The sequence below is a fragment of the Micromonospora sp. BL4 genome (assembly GCF_003667505.1).
GTDB lineage: Bacteria > Actinomycetota > Actinomycetes > Mycobacteriales > Micromonosporaceae > Micromonospora.
The window spans coordinates 24,398-41,667 of the sequence record NZ_RCVJ01000085.1; the positions used below are offsets into that span (position 1 = coordinate 24,398).

Genomic DNA, 17,270 nt, shown 5'->3' on the forward strand with positions numbered 1-17,270 from the left:
CCTAAGGTTCAGCTCCCGTCGCCGCCCTCGTGGCCCGGGATCGATCGCAGCGCCGCCCACAGCTCGGCCCTGCCGGTCACGCCGAGCTTGGCGTAGATCCGCTGGAGATGGTTCTCCACCGTCCGCGCGGAGAGGTAGAGCCGCTCGGCGATGGCCCGGCTGGTCGCGCCGTGCGCGGCGAGCCGCGCCACCTGCCACTCCCGCTCGGTCAGCACCGGCGCCCCGGCGTGCAGCGCCGGCGTGCGGATCAGGTCGCAGCGGCTGAGCAGCCCGGCGAGGCGTTCCCGGGCGTCGCCGGCCGCCGTCGAGTGCTGCTGGCGCAGCCGGTGCAGGGCCTGGGCGGTGGCCTCGGCGGCGTACACGTGCAGCTCCAGCGCCGAGTAGTCGTCGGCGACCGCGAGCAGATCCGTGGCGGAGTCGGTCACCGCCGCCCGCGCGTGCCGGGCCAGCAGCGGCGGAAGCACACCGTCGACCTGCTCGGAGAGCTCGGCGAGGCGCTGCGCGACGGTGCGCCGGCCGCCGTCGGAGCAGGTGGGCCCGACCGGCGCGCCGGCCTGATCCAGCCGGACCAGGTCGTGCAGGACGTGCACCTCGTGCCCGGCGAAGCCGTCCCCGCGCAGCCGATCCACCAGGTCGTTGAGCTGTTTGATCGCGCCCGGCAGGTCGCCCGAAGCGGCGAGCACCGCGCCCCGGGCCTGCTCCAGCCACGGGTAGAGCACCGCCATGCCCGGTGCGTGGGTGCTGTCCGCCTCGGCCATCGCCTCGACGGCCTGCGCCGCGTCGCCGCGCAGCGCCGCCGCCTGCGCCCGTTCGGCCTGCGCCAGACCGGCGTAGACGCGACTGGTGGCCAGCACCGCGCAGGCGCCGAGCGACGTCCGCATCGCCGCGTCGCTCTGCCCGCGCAGTCGGGCCGCGTACGCCTGGAGGATGGCCAGGTATCCGGTGCCGAGCCGGAAGTCTCCCGCACCCGCGAGGTCGGCGAACTCGTCGGCGACGATCGCGTCGATGCCGGCCAGGTCGCCGGTGAGCATGAGCCGGGTGCCCCGGGCCAGCTCCAGGGCCAGTTGCAGGTACGGCATGTCGGTACGCCAACTGGCCGCCGCGGAGTGCACCTGGGCGATCGCCGTACCGCTGCGGGTCAGCTGGCCCTGCGCGGCCTGGACGTACGCGATGGTGCTGCGGGCCAGCTCGCGGGCGGCGACGCTGGCTGCCGGCCGATCGAGCACCCGCTGGCTGAGCCGGACGGCGGTGGACGTGTCCAGCCGGTGCAGTCGCATGATTGCCTCGAAGGCGTGCACTCGAGCACGGTCGGCGGAATCGCTGAGCTGCTCGACACGGGACGCGATCTCCTCCACCGTGGACTCGCGGCTCAGCCCCCAGTAGCTGACCATCCCTCGCACGGTCAGCCACCGGCAGAGTCGCCGCTCGTCGCTCGGGTCGGGGCTCACCGCGTCCAGGACCTCGATCGCCTCGTCCGGTCGGTCGGCGAACATCAGGATGGTGGCCAGCAGCTCCGCCGCGTCCGAGCCGCCGTCGGCGTCCAGCGCGGCGCGGGCCAGCCGGGTCGCCAGTGGCACGTCGTAGCGGGTGAACGCCTGCACCGCCGCGTCCACCAGCAGGGCCGGGTCCTGGGCGGTGCCCGAGTCGAGCCGCCACACCGCCACCCGTAACAGGTCGTCGCGGCGGCGCTTGCCGACCCGTTCGAGCAGTTCCGCGAGGCTCGCCTGGAGCCGCCGGGTGCGACTGACCGGGCAGCGGCGGCGCATCACCTCGCCGTAGAGCGGGTGGGCCAGCCGGACGTTGGTCCGCCGGTCGTGCTGCACCACGCTGATCAGCCCACGTTCCTCGGCGGTCTCCACGTCGGCCGGGACGGCGGCCTGGTTGAGCAGGTGCAGGCCCAGGGGCTCGCCGAAGGCGACCAGCTCGACGACCGCGCGAACGCCGTCGGTGAGCTGCCCGACCCGGGTGTCGATCAGATCGGTCAGGTTGGGCGCCAGCTCCAGCCGCCCGGTCCACTTCCAGATGCCGTAGGTGCGTTTGAGCTCCGCGCTGCCGTTGGCGGCGTGCACCAGCTCGCGCAGCAGCAGCGGGTTGCCGGCCGACAGCCGGCCGAGTCGGTCGGCGGAGCCGGCGTCGACCGGACCACCCAGGATCGCCGCCAGCAGCCCGGCGGTCTCCGCCGGTGGCATAGGGGTCAGCTCGACGTGCTCGACCAGATCGTCGGTCCAGAGTGCGCGGATCGGCAGCGGGATCTGCTCGCCGTCGCGCAGGGTGCCGACCACGGTGGCGTTCTCCGCACGGGCGACCAGGTGCACCAGCGCCGCGGAGGGCGGGTCGAGCAGGTGCGCGTCGTCGATGGCGAGCACGATCCGCCGGCCGGCAGCCTGCTGTTGCAGCACGCCCAGCGCCCAGCGCAGGATGCCGGCGGGCGAGAGGCCCTGGGGTTGCTCGGCGGGGAGGACCTGCACCAGCCCGCCGAACGGCAGCGCCGCCGTGGTGGCGCTGGCCGCGATGGTCCAGATCGCGTACCGGTCGGTGGGCAGCGTGCTCAGGCCCTCGCGCAGCAGCCGGCTCTTGCCGATGCCCGCGCTGCCGCTGAAGAAGAGCCCTCGGCCGGCCTCCCCGGTCACTGCCGCCAGCAGGCGGTTGAGCTCGTCGGTTCGGCCGACGAACTGCCATCGACTCATGTCCGCAGCATATCCATCGAAACCTGTCCGCGCCCGCACCGTCACGCACCGAAGTTGAGTAATCTCGTGATTACCGGTGAGTATTCGAAGTGTTCCGCCCGGTCACCGGGCCGCCCGTAGTCTTCCGGCATCCGGGTACCGTCACCGGAATTTCCACGCGACCGGACACCCGGTCGCCTGCACCGGGAGGCCACCCGATGAAGCAGGGCCCTCTCCCCTCGGTTGACTCGCCGGGCGACATGGCCGGCCCAGCTGACCTGCCGCGCTGCGGCCCGCTACCCACCCGGATCGGGGTGACGGGCCCCGCTCCGGAGGAGCCGCTCGGCGTGGTCGCCGTCGGTCCCGCCGGTGCCGAGCGTCGCGGGGTGCTCGCCACCCTGCTCGGGCTCGACCCGGTCATGCTCACCGTGCCGGCCGGCAGTTGGCTCGTGGTGCGACACGCCAAGGCGCCCACCCGTGCGGCGTACGTGCCGGGCTATCGCCAACCGCACTCCTACGGCGCGGACCGGGACGCCGCCGGTCCGGCGCTGGCCCGCCCGCCCCGGCGGGTCGAGCTGAGCGTGCCCGAGCCGCTGCTGCGGCACTTCACGCTGGTCGACACGCCGGACACCGGGACGCTCGGCGTCGCTGGCGGCCGGGTGCTGCTCGACGCCGTGGGCCGGGCCGGCGCGCTGCTCTTCGTGATCGCGGCCGATCAGGCGTTCACCGCCGCGGAGCTGAACCTGCTCGCCGAGGTGGCCCCGGCCCCGGTGAAGGTCGTCTTCGCGGTCACCCCCGGCGCGGCGGGCTGGGCTCCGCTGCCCGACGGCGCGGCGACGACGGAGGACGCGGGGGCGTCCGTCCCGCCCGCACGCGGTGTGCCGGGGAACGTGGACCCGGTCGCGGTGACCGTGGCGGCGCACCGCGCGGCGCTGCTGGCCGCGGTGCCTTCGCTGGCCGGCGCGCGGTGGTTCCCGGTCGACGACGCCGAGTCCGCCGCCGACCTGCGTCGGGCGCTGGTGGGTTGGGCGGCGCACGAGGGGTTGCAGCGGGCCAGCGCGGATCCGCCGGTGCTGCCGGGTCAGCACGACCGGGTGTCCGTGGTGTCCGACCCGGGGGACTGGTCCGAGCAACTCGACCGCCAGACCCGCTCCTGCGCACAGCGGATCCGCCAGCACCTCGCGCTGGAGTTGGCGAACGCCCACCTGCGGGTGGTTCAGGAGATCGTCTTCGGGGTCGGCTGCGCCGGCCTGCCGGAGTTGCTGGACCGGGAGATGGCGGCGCTGTCGCTGTTGGCCACCGCGCAGTGCGACCACGCCGTGCGGGGCATCGTGGCGGACGCCGCGGCCCGGGTGCTCGGCGCGCCACCCGCCGAGGGTGTGCGCCGCCGGATCGCCACCGCCGTGCAGTACGGCCTGACCGATCACCGGCCCGGCCGCGACCTGGACAAGGTGCTGTTGATCACCAGCACTGGCGGCGTGGCCTCGCTGACCGGCTCGGAGGCGATCGACGCGCTCGACGGCTATCCCCGGGCGTTCCGCGACGAGGTGCTCCCGCCGGTCGCGGTGGCGCTCTCCGGCGGGTGCTGGCAGCAGTGGCGTACGCCCGGCAATGACGACCACAACGCCGCGCGGGCGTGGTCCCAGCGGGCGTTGCGGGAGGTCGAGCTGGGGCTGTCCCGGGAGGTTTCCCGACGGTTCGAGGTGATCCGCCTCTCGCTCGGCGCGGTGCTCTCCGATGCAGTCGATCACGGCATCCTGCTCGCCTGACGGCGTGGCTGTGCCCTGCTTCGGCCTCGTGCGGCACCTCGCGTCCGACGGCGTTCGGGGCGAGGCCGGTGAGGCCGGGTTGGGTGATCCTCGCCGGGCCGGCGTTCCGGTTCCTCGGTTCCGGGAAACCGGTGGCACGATGGGGGGCATGGCGGCTCCGCAGGTTGCACCGGTCGAGACGCCGGCCACCCACGAGGTGCCGGCGTCCGAGCGGCAGTGGGTGACGATCGTGTGGGACGATCCGGTCAACCTGATGACGTACGTGACCTGGGTCTTCCAGAAGCTCTTCGGCTACAGCCGGGAGAAGGCCGAGGAGCTCATGCTGGACGTGCACCACAAGGGCCGCGCCGTGGTCTCCACGGGCGCACGGGAGCGGATGGAGCACGACGCGTCGCAGCTGCACGCGTACGGGCTGTGGGCGACGGTGGATCGCTCGTGAGCATGTTCCGCCGCCAGGCCGGTCGTTACGTCGCCACCTTCGCCGTCGACGAGGTGCGGGTGCTGCGCAAGGTCGCCTCCGAGGTGGTCGGTCTGCTCACCGACGGCTTCGATCACACCGACCCGGTCGTCGGCCGGCTCTTTCCGGCGGTCTACCCCGAGGACGCGGCCGGCTCCGCCGAGTTCCGTCGCTACACCGAGGGCGACCTGAAGACCGCGAAGATCGATCAGGCGGGGGCCATCCTGGCGGCTCTGCCCGACGAGGCGGGCGGCGAGGTGCGGCTGGACGCCGAGGCGGCCGAGGCGTGGCTGCGGGCGCTGAACGACGCCCGGCTGGCGATGGGCGTCCGGCTGGAGATCAAGGACGGCACGGACCTGGGTGAGGAGCTGGACGACGCGGTCGCCGAGGACCCGGCTTCCAGTCGGGTGTTCCAGCTGTCGGTCTACGCGTACCTCGGATATCTGCAGGAGTCGCTGCTCAACGCCCTGATCGACTAGGGCGTGACCGGCACCACTTCAGGGCGGTACCCGGCAGGCGTTAGGCTGGTGCACGTGCTGAGCATCGACCGGTCGATCATCGACGCGATCGTCGCCCACGCGCGCCGGGACCATCCAGACGAGGCGTGCGGCGTGGTCGCCGGTCCCGTCGGCAGCGACACCCCGACCCGGCACATCCCGATGGACAACGCCGCGCGGTCGATGACGTTCTACGAGTTCGACTCGATGGAGCACCTGCGGGTGTGGCGGGAGATGGACGACCGGGACGAGGAGCCCGTGGTCATCTACCACTCGCACACCGCCACCGAGGCGTATCCGTCGCGGACGGACGTCTCCTTCGCCGGGGAGCCGGGCGCGCACTACCTGCTCGTCTCGACCCGCGAGCCCGACTCCGAGGAGATCCGGTCGTTCCGGATCGTCGACGGCGTGGTGACCGAGGAGCCGGTTCGGATCGTGGAGGCCGGGGTCGACCCGCACGCCGTCCAGTCCTACATGTTCGGGCAGAGCCCGGCGACGGTCGACTACGAGTGTTCCGGCCGCTGATCCGTCAGCGTCCGCACCCGTTCCGTCCCGTCACCCTTGGCACACCCGAATGAGGAGCACGACATCATGGCCATCGAGGTTCGCATCCCCACCATCCTGCGCAGCTACACCGGCGGCGCGAAGGTCGTCGAAGGTTCCGGCGACACCCTGAGCGACCTGCTCGCCGACCTGGACTCCCGGCACGCGGGGCTCCGCGGCCGGCTGGTCACCGAGGCCGGCGCGCTGCACCGTTTCGTCAACGTCTACGTCAACGACGAGGACGTGCGGTTCCTCGGCGCGCTGGACGCCAAGCTCTCCGACGGCGACAGCATCACCATCCTGCCGGCCGTGGCCGGCGGCGCGTTCGGCTTCGCGGCGGCGGCGGCGATCAGCCAGCACAGTGCCGCGGCGGTCCGCCGGCAGAGCGCGACGGCGGTTGACGGCGACGGCCGTCGCGGTGCCGTCGCCGCCCTCTGAGGGCGGCCACCATGGCGCGGTACGACAGCCTGCTCGACGCCTGCGGGGGCACGCCGCTGGTCGGCCTGCCCCGGCTCTCTCCGACGGTGCCCGAGGGCGCCCCGCCGGTGCGGCTCTGGGCGAAGCTGGAGGATCGGAACCCGACCGGCAGCATCAAGGACCGGGCGGCGCTGTTCATGGTCCGCGCGGCGGAGGAGGCCGGGCGACTCCGGACGGGTGACACCATCCTGGAGCCGACCAGCGGCAACACCGGTATCTCGCTGGCCATGGTGGCGAAGCTGCGTGGCTACCGGCTGGTCTGTGTGATGCCCGAGAACGTCTCCACCGAGCGGGTCCAGCTGCTCCGGATGTACGGCGCCGAGATCATCTTCTCGCCGGCGGCGGGTGGCTCCAACCAGGCCGTCGCCACCGCCAAGCAGATCGCCGCCGAGCACCCCGACTGGGTGATGCTCTACCAGTACGGCAACGAGGCCAACGCCCGGGCGCACTACGAGACGACCGGGCCGGAGTTGCTGCACGACCTGCCCACGATCACGCACTTCGTGGCCGGGTTGGGCACCACCGGCACCCTGATGGGCACCGGGCGCTACCTGCGGGAGAAGGTCGACGGCATCCAGGTCGTGGCCGCCGAGCCGCGCTACGGCGAAGTGGTCTACGGCCTGCGCAACATCGACGAGGGGTACGTGCCGGAGCTGTACGACGCGTCGGTGCTCTCCCGGCGCTTCTCGGTCGGCACGCGGGACGCGGTGCTGCGTACCCGGCAGCTCGTCGACGTGGAGGGCATCTTCGCCGGCTTCTCCACGGGCGCCATCCTGCACGCCGCCCTCGCGGTGGCGCACGAGGCGGTCCGCGACGGCCGCCGCGCCGACGTGGCCTTCGTGGTCTGCGACGGCGGCTGGAAGTACCTGTCCACCGGCGCGTTCGGCGGCACGCTGGCCGACGCCGAGGATGCCCTGGAGGGGCAGCTCTGGGCCTGACCCGATGTGGTCTTTGCGTACGGGCCGTCGACGCGCATGTCGACGGCCCGTAGGCTGCTCGCAGCGCCGTGAGCGGGTGTCACGTTCGTGACAAGTTCCGTTGGATGATTCTTGCTGCCGCGTACCCCAGCGTAGGCTGCGCAGCGTGGCGTACGCGTCGGTAGAGATCATGGCTGAGACGACGGCCGGCACCGATGCTACTGACAGTGACAGCGAGACAACTCGATGCGACTGACTGTCCTGGGTAGCGCCGGCAGCTTTCCCGGCCCCGAGTCGCCGTGTTCGGCCTACCTCGTCGAGGCCGACGGCTTCCGACTGCTGGTCGACTTCGGCTCAGGTTCTCTGTCCAGCCTCCAGCGGTACGCGGGGCTGCACGCCCCGGACGCGATCCTCCTGACCCACCTGCACTGCGACCACATGTTCGACGCCGTGCTGTACGTGGTGGTCCGTCGGTACGCCCCGGACGGCCCCTATCCGGCGCTGCCGGTGTACGCGCCCTCCGGCGCTCCGGACCGGCTCAGCGCCGCCTACGGCGACGACGGCACCGTGGAGGACGTCTACCAGTTTTACGCCCTCGAACCGGGCACCTTCCCGATCGGCCCGTTCTCGGTCACCGTCGACCGGGTCAACCACCCCGTCGAGACGTACGGCGTGCGGCTGGAGCACGACGGCCGGTCGCTCTGCTACTCCTCGGACACCGCGCCCTGCGACGCGCTGCTGCGGCTGGCCCAGAACGCCGACGTCTTCCTCTGCGAGGCCAGCTACCTCGACGGCGTGGACAATCCACCGGATCTGCACCTCACCGGCCGGGAAGCCGGTGAGGCGGCGACCAAGGCAGAGGTCGGTCGGCTGCTGCTCACCCACCTGGTGCCCGCCTGGGGCAGCGAGGCGCACACGCTGGAGTCGGCGGCGTCCGCGTACACCGGGCCGCTCGAGGTGGTCCGGGCCGGCGCCAGCTACGACGTCTGACCCGGCTCGTCCCCGAGGTTCGGGGGCACCCCAGGGCAGGTGCGGCGCCGTACCGCATAGGGTGCAGGCATGGCGCGACCTGACGGGCGAGGGCCCGATCAACTTCGACCGGTGACCCTGACCCGGGGCTGGAGCACCCATCCGGAGGGCTCGGTGCTCGTCGAGTTCGGCGGCACCCGGGTGCTCTGCACGGCGAGCGTCACCGAGGGGGTGCCCCGCTGGCGCAAGGGCTCCGGGCTCGGCTGGGTGACCGCCGAGTACGCGATGCTGCCCCGGGCCACCAACACCCGCTCCGACCGGGAGAGCGTCAAGGGTCGGGTCGGTGGCCGGACCCACGAGATCTCCCGGCTGATCGGCCGCAGCCTGCGCGCCTGCATCGACCTGAAGGCGCTCGGCGAGAACTCGGTGGTGCTCGACTGCGACGTGCTCCAGGCCGATGGCGGGACCCGGACGGCCGCGATCACCGGCGCGTACGTGGCGCTGCACGACGCGGTGGGCTGGTTGGCCGCCCGCAAGGCGTTGGCCGGGAAGCCGGAGAACGTGATGCACCGTTCGGTGGCCGCGGTCAGCGTGGGGATCATCGCCGGGGAGGCGCGGCTCGACCTCTGCTACGAGGAGGACGTCGCCGCCGAGGTGGACATGAACGTGGTCTGCACGGGCGCGGGCGACTTCGTCGAGGTGCAGGGCACCGGTGAGGCGGGCGTGTTCGCCCGGGAGCAGCTCGACACCCTGCTCGACCTGGCCGTCGCCGGCTGCGCCGAGTTGGCCGAAGCCCAGCGGAAGGCACTGTCATGAACAAGGTCCTGCTCGCGACCCGCAACCGTAAGAAGTTGGTGGAACTCCAGCGGATCCTGGACGCTGCGCTCGGCGCGCACCGGATCGCCCTGCTCGGGCTGGATGACGTCGAGCAGTACGAGGAGCTGCCGGAGACCGGCCTGACCTTCGGCGAGAACGCGCTCATCAAGGCGCGGGAGGGCTTCCGGCGTACCGGGTTGCCGACCATCGCCGACGACTCCGGGCTCGCGGTGGACGCGCTCAACGGGATGCCGGGGGTGTTCAGCGCCCGCTGGTCCGGCCGGCACGGCGACGACCAGGCCAACCTTCAGCTGGTCCTGGACCAGATCTCCGACGTGCCCGAGGAGCAGCGGGCCGCCTCGTTCGTCTGCACGGTGGCGTTGGTGCTGCCCGGTGGCAAGGAGCACCTGGTCGACGGCCGGCAGTCCGGGCGGGTGCTGCGTGCCCCGCGCGGCGACGGTGGCTTCGGCTACGACCCGATCTTCCTGGGCGACGGGCAGGACCGGACCAACGCCGAGCTGACCCCGAATGAGAAGGACGCGATCAGCCACCGCGGCAAGGCGCTGCGCGAGCTGGCCAAGCTGGTCGCGAAGGTGCTGCCGCCCAGCCAGGCCTGAGGCCGGGACGGTCCGGTCTGCGCCCACGGGGTGGCCGGGCGATCGGACGATGGCATGTACTGAGTCCGGGAGCCCGGGCATCCGGGTCGGCAGGCGGGCGAGGAGACGGGATGGCGTGGGCCGGTAGGCGCGGCGTGCTGGCGGCACTGATGGGTCTTGCCCTGCTGGCCGCCAGCGGTGGTGTCCTGGCCTTCTCGACCAAGACGCCGGAGGGCGAGGCGGCCGGCGCGTGGGTCGTGGAGCCCATCCCGCCGGCGCCACCGCTGACCGAGTCGCGCGATGCCCGCAGTGGTTTCGTCCACCCTGGCGTGCTGGTGCGCAGCGAGCAGTTGAACTTCGTGAGCCGGAAGGTCAGGGCTGGTGAGGAGCCCTGGCGCTCGGCGTGGCTCGCCATGCAGCGCAGCCAGTACGCCGAGCTGTCCTGGCGCCCCCGGCCGGTGCCCGTTGTGGACTGCGGGTTCTACTCCCAGCCGGACAGCGGATGCACCGCCGAGGCCGAGGACGCGGTGGCCGCGTACACCCAGGCGTTGATGTGGTGCTTCACGCGTGACCGCAGGTACGCGGAGAAGGCCATCGACATCATGGACGCGTGGTCCGGCGTGCTCAAGAAGCACACCAACTCCAATGCGCCGCTGCAGGCGGGGTGGGGCGGGGCGACGTTCGCGCGAGCCGCGGAGCTGATCAAGCACACCTACACCGGCTGGCATCCGGACTGGTTGGCGCGTACGGAGCGAATGCTCCGCACCGTCTACCTACCGACGGTGCTCGCCGGCACGAATGCCTCCAGGGCGGGCAACTGGGAGCTGATCATGCTCGACGCGGCGGTCGGCATCTCGGTCTTCCTCGACGATCGCCCGTCGTTCCTGAAGGCCGTCGAGAGGTGGCGGCTGCGGCTGCGGGCGTACGTCTATCTGAGTGGCGACGGACCCCTGCCGTACGCGCCGCCCGGTGATGCCCTCACGACGCCACAGCTGGTCCAGTACTGGGGCGGGCAGACCTTGCTCGTCGACGGGTTCGCCCAGGAGACCTGCCGGGACTTCCTGCACACCGGGTGGGGTCTCGCGGCGGCGGCGCATGTCGCCGAGACGGCGTGGATCCAGGGGCGGGACCTGTACGCCGAGGCACGGGAGCGGCTCACCCGTGCGCTGGAGTTCCACACCGGCTTCGAGCTGGGCAAGCCGGTGCCGCCGTGGCTGTGCGGCGGCAAACTCGTCACCGGGCTGGCGCCCCCACCCGAGATCGCCCTCAACCACTACGTCACCCGGATGAAGATCGACCTGCCGAACACCCGGCGCGTGGTGGAGGCCGAACGGCCGGCCGGGCCCCCGGCCTACTTCTTCGCCTGGGAGACGCTGACCCACGCCGGTAACCCGAACTGAGCCCGCGGCGGCTCTCCCGTCCCCGCGCCCGGCTCTGTCCACTGTGTCGTAACTCCTCCGGGCTGACACGCACTGCGCGGTCCGTTGACCGTCCCCGGATGGAGTAAGGGCGTCACGGCCGTATACCCTCGCCGTCGCCGCCAGTGCGTGGCGGTGTGGCCGGTACGCGCCACCCTTACCCCTACCGCCGTGGTGAGGCACAGTGAGCGACTCGAAGCCGACGACTCGTGGGCTGCTACGGCCGGAGATCCAAGCACTGCGGGCGCTCGCGGTCCTCCTGGTGCTGCTGTTCCATTTCTGGCCGCACCGGATCCCCGGCGGATACGTCGGTGTCGACGCCTTCTTCGTGATCAGCGGCTTCCTCATCACCGCGCACCTGGTGCGGGAGGCGGAGCAGTCCGGCTCGGTCCGCCTCCGGGCCTTCTGGGCCCGCCGGATCCGGCGTCTGCTGCCGGCCTCTCTGCTCGTCCTCGTCGCGACGGCGGTGGGCGTCTTCATCTGGGTGCCGCAGCTCTACTGGCCGCAGATCCTCCGCGAGATCGCGGCGGCGACCATCTACGTCGAGAACTGGCAACTGGCGCACGACGCCGTGGACTACCTCGCTGCGGAGAACGTCCGGTCGCCGGTGCAGCACTACTGGTCGCTCTCGGTGGAGGAGCAGTTCTACCTGGTCTGGCCTCTGTTGATCGTGCTCGCGGTGGTGATCGCCGGCCGGCTCCGGCGGACGGACCCGATGCGCGCGATCCGGGTCACGCTCGCCCTGATCGTCGCGGTCTCCTTCGCCTACTCCGTCTACGAGACGTCCGCGAACAGCGCCGCCGCCTACTTCGTCACGCCCACCCGGGCGTGGGAGTTCGGGGCCGGCGCGATGCTCGCGACCCTGCCGGGACTCGGTCGGTCGGCCGGGGAGCGTACCCGGGCGGCGGTCTCCTGGCTGGGTCTGCTCCTGATCGGTGTGGCCGCCTTCGTGCTCCATTCCGGGACACCCTTCCCGGGCTACGCCGCGGCGCTGCCGGTGGTCGGCACGCTCGCCGCCATCTGGGCGGGCGCTCCCGGCCCGCGCTGGTCTCCTTCCGGGCCGATGGCCTGGGCGCCGGTGCAGAGGCTCGGCGACTGGTCGTACTCCGTCTACCTCTGGCACTGGCCGCCCATCGTGATCTTCGAGCTGACCACCGGCGACCGGATGACCTGGCCGGTGAAGCTCGTCGTCATCGCCGGTGTGGTGGTGCTGGCCGCGCTGACCAAGCGCCTCGTCGAGGACCCGGTACGGTTCGGTCTGTTCACCCGCGGGCGCCGGCTGTGGCCGCAGTACGCGGCCGCGGCGATGTCGATGGCACTGGTCCTGTCCGTCGTCGTCGCCGGAAACCGGCTGCTCGAACAGAGCAGCCAGGCGAACACCTCGCGTCTCGATCAGTTGTTGGCGGCGGGCACGCCGTGCCTCGGGGCGGGTGCCAGGGTCGAGCCGCAGCGCTGCGCGGACGGCGCTCTCGGCCGGGAGCTGTTCCCGGAGATGTCGATGCTCACCAAGGACACCGGCTCCGCGTACCGGTGTTACGACCAGGAGCCGGGCTCCAGGCTCACGTCGTGTCGAATCGGATCGCAGCGGCCCGACGCGACCCGGGTCGCACTCGTCGGAGACTCGCACGCGGCGATGCTCATTCCGGCGATCGAGGGTCAGCTCGACGCCCGGAACTGGGCGGTCGACACCTACGTCGCCCGTGGGTGCATCTGGGCGAAGGTGGAGGCCGCAGACCAGTCCGACGCGTGCTACGCGCGACGGCAGGCGATGGCCCAGCGACTTGGTGAGGGCCCGAAGTACGACCTCGTCATCGTCAGCGGGAGGCGGAACGCGAGCGCCGACCCCCGGGCGGCGGGCGGCCAGATCCGCAAGTACGTCGAGGCGTGGCGTCCGGTGTTGGAGCGGGGAACCAGGATCGTCGTGGTGGTGGACAATCCGGGGCTCGGCGCGGCCGACCTCGGCTGCCTGGTCGACGACGCGGCGAACGGCGGGGACCCGACGGGGTGCGCCGTCGACCGGCGGGCCGCGCTCGGCACCCGGGACGCCCTGGAGGAGGCCGCGAAGCGGACCGACGGCAAGGTGCGGATGGTTGATCTCACCGACCTGTTCTGCACCGCGACCCGGTGTCCGCTGGTGATCGGCAACGTCATCGTCTACCGCGATGCGCACCACATAACGGCGACCTACGCGCGCACCCTGGGGTCCCACCTCGTCGAGCGCGTCGCGGCACGCCTCGCGCTGTAGGGGCGAACCGCGACCGGTAGGGGCGGTTCACGTGGAATGCACCGGCGACCGCGGTCACCTCAAACAGTTATGACGCTCGCGTATAGTGCCCCGAGGGATAGCGCTGAGAGGATCATGAAATGGACATAATGCCTCGAAAGGCGGCGACTGTCCCGACCGTGGGCAGTGGCCGGCGACTCGGGCGTTATCCGTGGGCCGCCGCCCAGATCATGGCCGTACTCGCCATGGTAATGATCGGCGTGAAATCGTTCTTCGACATTTTCGGCGAAAAGGTAGCGGCGGACACCGTGGACGCCGGCATGGTGGCGACGGTGATTGGCGCCGTTTTCATGGTGGGGTCCTTTGTCGCCCTCGTCGTGGCGATGAAGCGTTTCCCGACGGATCTGGCGCCCTCCATGGTCGCGCTGCTGGTTCTCGGCCTGTTCTCCATCATCGGCCTGCTGGCGATATCCGCGCGGGAGGACTTCCTCCAGATCTTCACCACGGCCGACGTGGTCGCGCTCTTCGGTCCGGACGTCGCGCCGAAGAGCGGGGTCATCACGCAGGGCGCCCAGCTCGCGGTCGGGTTCGCGCCGATCGTGCTGTTGGCGGTCGTGTTCCTCAAGCCGGACTGGTTCTCCGCCGAACGGCTGCGGTGGGTGCTGCTGCTCGTGGTCCTCGGCGCCGTCGCGCATTCCGTGATCGCCTGGCTGCAGGTCGCCGGAGTCGTCCCGTACACCTACTTCTTCAACCTCATGAGCGGCAAGGTCGGACGCGCCTCGGGCGGTTACTTCCACCCGGCATCCCTCGGGCGACTCCTGATTTTCGCGGTGTTCATCCTCTACGCCGCCGGTAACCGGCTACGGCTCAGTCCGGTGGTCCGCTACGCCGCCGTCGCGCTCCTGGCCGCCACCGCGGTCGTCAGCACACACCGGATCACCATCCTCTGTGTGGCGTTGGTGATCGTCGCGTTCGAGCTGCGCCGGCTCCCCGAGCTCCTCCGGCAGATCTCCGACCTGCCGTTCCGCACCGCCGTCTGGGGAGCGGTCGTCCTCGTCGTCCTCGTGGTCCTGGCGGCGATCCGTTGGGGCGCCCACCTGTTGGATCGTGCGCTCTTTCTCGTCACGCAGATCGGCTCACTCAATCCGACCAACGACGAGTTCCTGCACGGTCGAGGGCAGATCTGGTTCCGCGTAGCGGAAGTGTGGCAGGACGCGCCGTGGGACGTCTGGCTCATCGGGCTGGGCTACGAACCCTGGAACACCCACGCCGATCCGTTGCGCGTCTTCGTGGTGTGGGGATTGCTCGGGCTCATTCTCATGACGATTATCTTCGTCAACCTGTGGCGGGTGACGAAGCGGGCCATCGCAGTCGAGGCGAGGTGGATGCTGACCATCCTCTACGTCCTGACCGTCATCTCCGCTCTCACGCAGAAGCCGACCTCGTACTCGTACTTCATGTGGTTGTTCTTCCTCTCCCTCATTCTTCTCGTCCGGTTCTTCCCTCTTTCGAGCACGCCGGTCGGCGCGCCGACCGATGCTGGTGGTGATCACAGATGAGCTCCCCCCTGTTCATTTCGTGGAAGCGTTATCAGCGTCGGTCCGATGTGCTCGCGGAGGCGTTGGGCGCCGAGGTGGCGTGGCGTCCGTCCAAGGCGACGCCGAAGATCCTGCGCCCCTTCGACTACGTCGCCCACACGTGGAACGACCTCAAACTGCTCCGTACGCGTCGGCCATCGTTCGTGGTCGCGCAGGCACAGCCCCACCTGTCCGCGCTGGCGCCCTATCTCGGCCGGGTTCCGTACATCGTCGACGCCCACAACGGGCAGTTCCAGTCGTGGTGGCGCCGGGTTCCCAGCACCGCGTCGATCCTGCGTGGGGCTCAACTGGTCCTGACCCACACCGAAGAGGCCGACGCCATCGCCCGTGCGGAGTTCCCGGGCCTGCGCACGCTCGTCGTGCACGACCCACTTCGGGAGATCCCGCCGGCCGCACCACGGGACTGGGTGTTCGTCGTGGCCACCGTCGCCCCGGACGAGCCGATGGACGTCCTCATCGACGCCATCGAGGCGATGCCGGACGTCACCTTCGCGACGACCGCGCCACTGCACCGGCTGCCGCCGCCGCTTCGCGAGCGCGCGGAGCGCCTGCCCAACTTCACCACCCTGGGCTTCCTCGACCTCCCCGACTACGAGGCGGCCGTCGCCGCCTCGCGCGCGGTTGTCGTGCTGACCGACCGGGACGCCACGCAGCCCAGCGGCGCGTGCGAGGCGCTCAGCGCGGGTCGGCCGTTGGTCCTGTCCCGCACCCGGACCACCGAGGCTCTGTTCGGGAGCTTCGCCACGCTCGTCGCCAACCAGAGCGACGCCCTGGTCGCCGGTGTCCGGGAGGCCATCGCCGAGGATCCGGCCGCGGCCGGGCGGATCGCGGCGGCCCGCGAGGCGTGGATGAGTCGCACGGAGGCGGAGCTGGAGACGTTGCGATCGCACGTGCCGGCCAGAGTGACCGCATGACGGTCGGACGATGACCGGAGTCGAGGTGCGGACCGGCACGGCGGCAGGCGGCCGGTCTGGCAGCGGCATGGCGCGCCGCCTCCGCCAGCTGGGCCTGCTCGGGATCAGCCAGGCCGGCGTCACCGTGCTCGCGTTCCTCACCCAGGTGCTGCTCGCCCGTAGCCTGCCCAAGGCGGACTTCGGTGCCTTCATGTCGGTCATGTCCCTGGTCACGCTGGCCGGGCCACTGGCCATCTTCGGCGTCGCCGAGTTCTGGCTGCAACGGTTCGGACGCGAGGGGTCGCGGGCGTTCCGTTGGGTACGGCCGTCCATCGCGCTGGTCACGGTCACGTCCGGGCTGCTGGTCGTCGCGCTCGTCGGCTGGGGACTGCTCGACCGGCATGATCCCGGCACCGGCGACCTGCGGATCGGGCTCGCCCCGATCATCCTGTCGCTCGTCGCCATGGCGCTGTCCGGGTCGGCGCTCCAGCTGCAGGGCGCCTACGGGCGGCTCGCGGCTCTGCAACTGGCGCCGCAGGTCGGTCGACTTGTCGTGGCCGTTCTGACCCTGTCCTTCGGGCTGTCGGCACTCATGGTGGCGCTGGGCTACGCCCTCGTGGCCGCCGTCACGGTGGCCATGAGTGTCCTGATGATCGCGCCGTTCTGGTACGGGCGGGCGACGCTGGAGGGCCACCCGCCGGCGCTCCGTCGCCCGACGCGGCCACCCCGGGCCCGCCACCTCGTCGCCGCCACGTGGCTGTTCCTGCTGGGCAGCCTCTTCTACCAGCTCGGCATGCAACTGGGCATCGTCGTCTCCGCCGAGTTCCTGAGCTCGGAGTCCGCCGCGGTGCTCGCCGTGCCCATGACGCTGTTGACCGCGATCTACCTGCTGCCGCGCATCGTCTACCAGCAGTACTTCCTGGCGAAGCTGCACCGGTGGTCCCGCTCCAACCGCAACGCGGTCCTCATCGCGTACCGCGCCGGCACGGTCGGGATGATCGGTCTCGGGTTGCTCCTCGGCGCCGTCGTCGCGCTGGTCGGGCGTTACGCCATTCCGCTGATCTTCGGCGCGGAGTACCGGACCTCCGTACCGGTGATGGCCATCCTCGCGCTGGCGATCCCACTGCGCTTCGGTGCGGCGAGCGTCGAGTCGCTGTTGATGAGCGGCGGCCTGGTGCGGCAGAAGGTGCTGTATCAGGGGCTGGGCTCGCTCGCCTACCTGGCCGCGCTGGCCACCGCGATCCCGCTGTTCGGGGTGGCTGGCGCCGCCTGGGCGACGGTGCTGTCCGAGGCGATCGTTCTCGTGCTGTTCTGGTCCCGAGCGAAGCGCGACGTCGTGGCGGGCGCCGAACTTCCCCCCTGGGCGGAGATCCGGCGGACGGTCCTCAGGAGCTGAGCCGGGGTGACCCAGCGGCCCCGACGTCGGTCGT

15 protein-coding genes are annotated in these 17,270 nt (G+C 71.4%); 14 read left to right on the forward strand and 1 reads right to left on the reverse strand.

Features of this window, described 5'->3' with window-relative positions:
* Positions 1 to 8: 8 nt before the first annotated feature.
* On the reverse strand, positions 9 to 2,687 hold the full coding sequence (locus EAD89_RS07570) for a LuxR C-terminal-related transcriptional regulator (RefSeq protein WP_121675214.1): 2,679 nt from the start codon (positions 2,685 to 2,687) through the stop codon (positions 9 to 11).
* A gap of 239 nt (positions 2,688 to 2,926) precedes the next feature.
* Here EAD89_RS07570 and EAD89_RS07575 point away from each other — a divergent pair, with 239 nt between their 5' ends.
* The 14 genes from EAD89_RS07575 to EAD89_RS07640 all read left to right on the forward strand — a co-directional run bounded on the left by EAD89_RS07575 (position 2,927) and on the right by EAD89_RS07640 (position 17,236).
* Positions 2,927 to 4,435: a hypothetical protein gene (locus tag EAD89_RS07575; protein ID WP_233578300.1), complete on the forward strand. Its 1,509-nt coding sequence runs from the start codon at positions 2,927 to 2,929 to the stop codon at positions 4,433 to 4,435.
* 148 nt (positions 4,436 to 4,583) lie between these two features.
* Complete coding sequence (gene clpS / locus EAD89_RS07580) at positions 4,584 to 4,874, forward strand: ATP-dependent Clp protease adapter ClpS (protein WP_121652347.1); 291 nt, start codon at positions 4,584 to 4,586, stop codon at positions 4,872 to 4,874.
* Between the two features lie 2 nt (positions 4,875 to 4,876).
* Positions 4,877 to 5,371: a DUF2017 domain-containing protein gene (locus tag EAD89_RS07585; protein WP_172899170.1), complete on the forward strand. Its 495-nt coding sequence runs from the start codon at positions 4,877 to 4,879 to the stop codon at positions 5,369 to 5,371.
* A gap of 54 nt (positions 5,372 to 5,425) precedes the next feature.
* Positions 5,426 to 5,914 (forward strand): Mov34/MPN/PAD-1 family protein, encoded by a 489-nt coding sequence (locus EAD89_RS07590; RefSeq protein ID WP_121675279.1) that lies wholly within the window; start codon positions 5,426 to 5,428, stop codon positions 5,912 to 5,914.
* 66 nt (positions 5,915 to 5,980) lie between these two features.
* A complete protein-coding gene (locus EAD89_RS07595; RefSeq protein ID WP_121675215.1) occupies positions 5,981 to 6,370 on the forward strand; it encodes a MoaD/ThiS family protein in 390 nt (129 codons plus the stop codon).
* 11 nt (positions 6,371 to 6,381) lie between these two features.
* On the forward strand, positions 6,382 to 7,347 hold the full coding sequence (locus tag EAD89_RS07600) for a PLP-dependent cysteine synthase family protein (RefSeq protein WP_121652349.1): 966 nt from the start codon (positions 6,382 to 6,384) through the stop codon (positions 7,345 to 7,347).
* Positions 7,348 to 7,572: 225 nt separating this feature from the next.
* Positions 7,573 to 8,316, forward strand: a complete 744-nt coding sequence (locus tag EAD89_RS07605) for an MBL fold metallo-hydrolase (RefSeq protein ID WP_121652350.1) — start codon at positions 7,573 to 7,575, stop codon at positions 8,314 to 8,316.
* Positions 8,317 to 8,385: 69 nt separating this feature from the next.
* The gene (gene rph, locus EAD89_RS07610; protein ID WP_121675216.1) at positions 8,386 to 9,111 is read left to right on the forward strand and encodes a ribonuclease PH; all 726 of its coding nucleotides are present in this window, start codon (positions 8,386 to 8,388) and stop codon (positions 9,109 to 9,111) included.
* Positions 9,108 to 9,728: an RdgB/HAM1 family non-canonical purine NTP pyrophosphatase gene (gene rdgB, locus EAD89_RS07615; RefSeq protein ID WP_121675217.1), complete on the forward strand. Its 621-nt coding sequence runs from the start codon at positions 9,108 to 9,110 to the stop codon at positions 9,726 to 9,728. Before rph ends, rdgB begins: the two co-directional genes overlap by 4 nt.
* A 110-nt stretch (positions 9,729 to 9,838) precedes the next feature.
* Positions 9,839 to 11,107, forward strand: coding sequence for an alginate lyase family protein (locus EAD89_RS07620; protein ID WP_121675218.1), 1,269 nt, complete (start codon positions 9,839 to 9,841; stop codon positions 11,105 to 11,107).
* A gap of 202 nt (positions 11,108 to 11,309) precedes the next feature.
* A complete protein-coding gene (locus EAD89_RS07625; RefSeq protein WP_121675219.1) occupies positions 11,310 to 13,370 on the forward strand; it encodes an acyltransferase family protein in 2,061 nt (686 codons plus the stop codon).
* A gap of 158 nt (positions 13,371 to 13,528) precedes the next feature.
* Positions 13,529 to 14,908, forward strand: a complete 1,380-nt coding sequence (locus EAD89_RS07630) for a hypothetical protein (protein ID WP_147458772.1) — start codon at positions 13,529 to 13,531, stop codon at positions 14,906 to 14,908.
* Positions 14,905 to 15,861 (forward strand): glycosyltransferase, encoded by a 957-nt coding sequence (locus EAD89_RS07635; protein ID WP_121675221.1) that lies wholly within the window; start codon positions 14,905 to 14,907, stop codon positions 15,859 to 15,861. The genes EAD89_RS07630 and EAD89_RS07635 overlap by 4 nt, the downstream gene beginning before the upstream one ends.
* Positions 15,862 to 15,871: 10 nt before the next feature.
* Entirely contained in the window at positions 15,872 to 17,236 is a 1,365-nt protein-coding gene (locus EAD89_RS07640) for a lipopolysaccharide biosynthesis protein (protein WP_121652357.1), read from the forward strand.
* Positions 17,237 to 17,270: the final 34 nt, after the last annotated feature.

Excerpts from the sequence above, each read along its gene's own strand:
- EAD89_RS07570 (WP_121675214.1), bottom strand. The coding sequence starts at position 2,687 with ATGAGTCGATGGCAGTTCGTCGGCCGAACCGACGAGCTCAACCGCCTG.
- EAD89_RS07575 (WP_233578300.1), top strand. The coding sequence starts at position 2,927 with ATGGCCGGCCCAGCTGACCTGCCGCGCTGCGGCCCGCTACCCACCCGG.
- clpS (WP_121652347.1), top strand. The coding sequence starts at position 4,584 with ATGGCGGCTCCGCAGGTTGCACCGGTCGAGACGCCGGCCACCCACGAG.
- EAD89_RS07585 (WP_172899170.1), top strand. The coding sequence starts at position 4,877 with ATGTTCCGCCGCCAGGCCGGTCGTTACGTCGCCACCTTCGCCGTCGAC.
- EAD89_RS07595 (WP_121675215.1), top strand. The coding sequence starts at position 5,981 with ATGGCCATCGAGGTTCGCATCCCCACCATCCTGCGCAGCTACACCGGC.
- EAD89_RS07600 (WP_121652349.1), top strand. The coding sequence starts at position 6,382 with ATGGCGCGGTACGACAGCCTGCTCGACGCCTGCGGGGGCACGCCGCTG.
- EAD89_RS07605 (WP_121652350.1), top strand. The coding sequence starts at position 7,573 with ATGCGACTGACTGTCCTGGGTAGCGCCGGCAGCTTTCCCGGCCCCGAG.
- rph (WP_121675216.1), top strand. The coding sequence starts at position 8,386 with ATGGCGCGACCTGACGGGCGAGGGCCCGATCAACTTCGACCGGTGACC.
- rdgB (WP_121675217.1), top strand. The coding sequence starts at position 9,108 with ATGAACAAGGTCCTGCTCGCGACCCGCAACCGTAAGAAGTTGGTGGAA.
- EAD89_RS07620 (WP_121675218.1), top strand. The coding sequence starts at position 9,839 with ATGGCGTGGGCCGGTAGGCGCGGCGTGCTGGCGGCACTGATGGGTCTT.
- EAD89_RS07635 (WP_121675221.1), top strand. The coding sequence starts at position 14,905 with ATGAGCTCCCCCCTGTTCATTTCGTGGAAGCGTTATCAGCGTCGGTCC.
- EAD89_RS07640 (WP_121652357.1), top strand. The coding sequence starts at position 15,872 with ATGACCGGAGTCGAGGTGCGGACCGGCACGGCGGCAGGCGGCCGGTCT.